Origin of the sequence: Xanthomonas sp. SHU 166 (assembly GCF_000364685.1) — a bacterium.
Taxonomy (GTDB): Bacteria; Pseudomonadota; Gammaproteobacteria; order Xanthomonadales; family Xanthomonadaceae; genus Xanthomonas_A; species Xanthomonas_A sontii.
This window is the reverse complement of record NZ_AQOJ01000372.1, coordinates 1-1,843: the sequence shown is the minus strand read 5'-3', so window position 1 is coordinate 1,843 and position 1,843 is coordinate 1. Positions and strand designations below refer to the sequence as shown.

Annotated in this window: 2 protein-coding genes; both read left to right on the top strand. The window is 68.2% G+C overall.

What is annotated here, in order from left to right:
* Nucleotides 1-53: 53 nt before the first annotated feature.
* Complete coding sequence (locus D180_RS10475; RefSeq protein WP_232760430.1) at nt 54-1,304, top strand: cellulase family glycosylhydrolase; 1,251 nt, start codon at nt 54-56, stop codon at nt 1,302-1,304.
* Between the two features lie 102 nt (nt 1,305-1,406).
* The coding region (locus tag D180_RS10470) for a DUF1190 domain-containing protein (RefSeq protein WP_043090795.1) at nt 1,407-1,843 on the top strand (437 nt) is incomplete at its 3' end.

Here is a 1,843-nt window from a genome sequence, read left to right as displayed (position 1 = left end):
TGCCCCCCCCCGCCGATCCGGGCCGCCGCAGCGTGCTGCGCGCCGGTGTCGGCATCGCCGCCGGCGCCGCGCTCTGGGGCCTTGGCGGCCAGGCCCGCGCCGCCGGCACGCTGCCGTTCGCCGGCCTCAACCTGTCCGGATTGGCGTCCAACAACTTCGTCGACAACGCCATCATCGACCGGCACTACCGCGACATCAGCGATCAGCACATCGTCGCCGCCGGCGCCTGCCCGCTGTTCCGCCTGCCCACCACCGCCGCACGCTTCAGTACCGGCCAGGGCATGCCGCTCAACGCCACGTATTGCGACCAAGTCGAGAAAGTGCTGAACCGGCTCGCGCAGCGCGGCAAGGTGGCGATCCTGGAGTTGCACGACTACATGCGCTTGCCGATCAAGGTCGCGAGCAAGTCCGGTTACCGGCGCGATGGCGCCGGCCAGCTGATCGGGCCGGACGGCCGCGCGGTCGCCGATCCGGCCGACCAATCGGTGTGGAACGGGACCTACCGCAAGGGGAATTTCCTGTACCTGGCCTACTTCGATCCGGCCGACAATCTGCTCAAGCTCTACGAATATCGCGTGATCGGCACGCCGGGCTGCACGCTGTACAACGCCGCCGGCCTGCCGGATCTGTGGAGTCGCATCGTGCAGCGCTTCCGCTCGCATCCGGCGATCTTCGGCTGGGGCCTGATGAACGAGCCCTACCAGGGACCGGAGCGCAACGCCGACGGCAGCACGCTGGTGATGGCCGATCACTGGCTGCGGACCGCCACCGCCACCGCAGCGCGCATCTTCGATTTCGACCGGTCGCATTACGTGTTCGTCTGCGGCAATCAGTACGCCAGTGCGCGCCTGTGGGACCAGGTGTCCAACAACCTGGACACGATCCCCGACCCGTACGACCGCATCGTCTACGAGGCGCACAACTACCTGGACAACGAGGGTCGCGGCGGCGGCGCCTGGGCCAATCCCAATGAAACCGTCGCGCCGGACACCGGCATCGAGATGGTCAAGCCGTTCATCGACTGGCTGGGACACCGAGGCAAGCGCGGCTTTCTCGGCGAGCACGGCTATCCGGCCGGCAACGCCAGCGCGGAACTGGCGACCAAGCGCATGCTCGCCCACCTGCAGGCCAACAACATCCCCAGCACGCAGTGGTGCTTCGGTCCCGGTTGGCCGGACAACGACGTGCTGGGCATGAGCCGCGACGTCGGCATGGACATCCAGGTGAAGTCCAACATCGCCGCGGTGCAGCCGTATTTCGACGCGCGCCTGTCCAGCTACGTGCCGCCGCCGCCGACGAGCTGACGCGTCGCGCGTGCGTTCGCGGTGATGCCCAACCGCCGGCCTCGGGTTTCCGCGGCCGGCGGAACCGGGCATCATCGTGGCTGGACTCAGGAAGACGTTGCCATGAAAAGGTCGAAGACGACCGCCTTGTTGCTGATGAGCGCCGCGCCGCTGCTGTTCACCGCCTGCGGGCGCGAGCCGGAGGCCAAGGCCCAGGAAGGCCTGTACACCTCGGTGGACGCCTGCGTGGCGCAGACCCACGACATCGCCACCTGCCGCGAGGCCTTCGCGCAGGCGCAGAAGCAGGCGGCCGAGCAGGGGCCCAAGTACGCCAGCCGCGAGCAGTGCGCGCAGGACTATGCGCAGGATCGCTGCGTGGAGCAGCGCGACAGCCACGGCCATTCCTTCATCGGGCCGATGATGACCGGCTTTTTCCTGTCGCAGATGCTCAACAACAATCGCGCTGCAGGTTTCAATGCGGCTCCCGCCTACCAGGACCGGCAGAACCAGTGGCAGCGGCCGGCGTCCTATTCCGGCGGTGCCGGTGCGGCGGCCGCCAG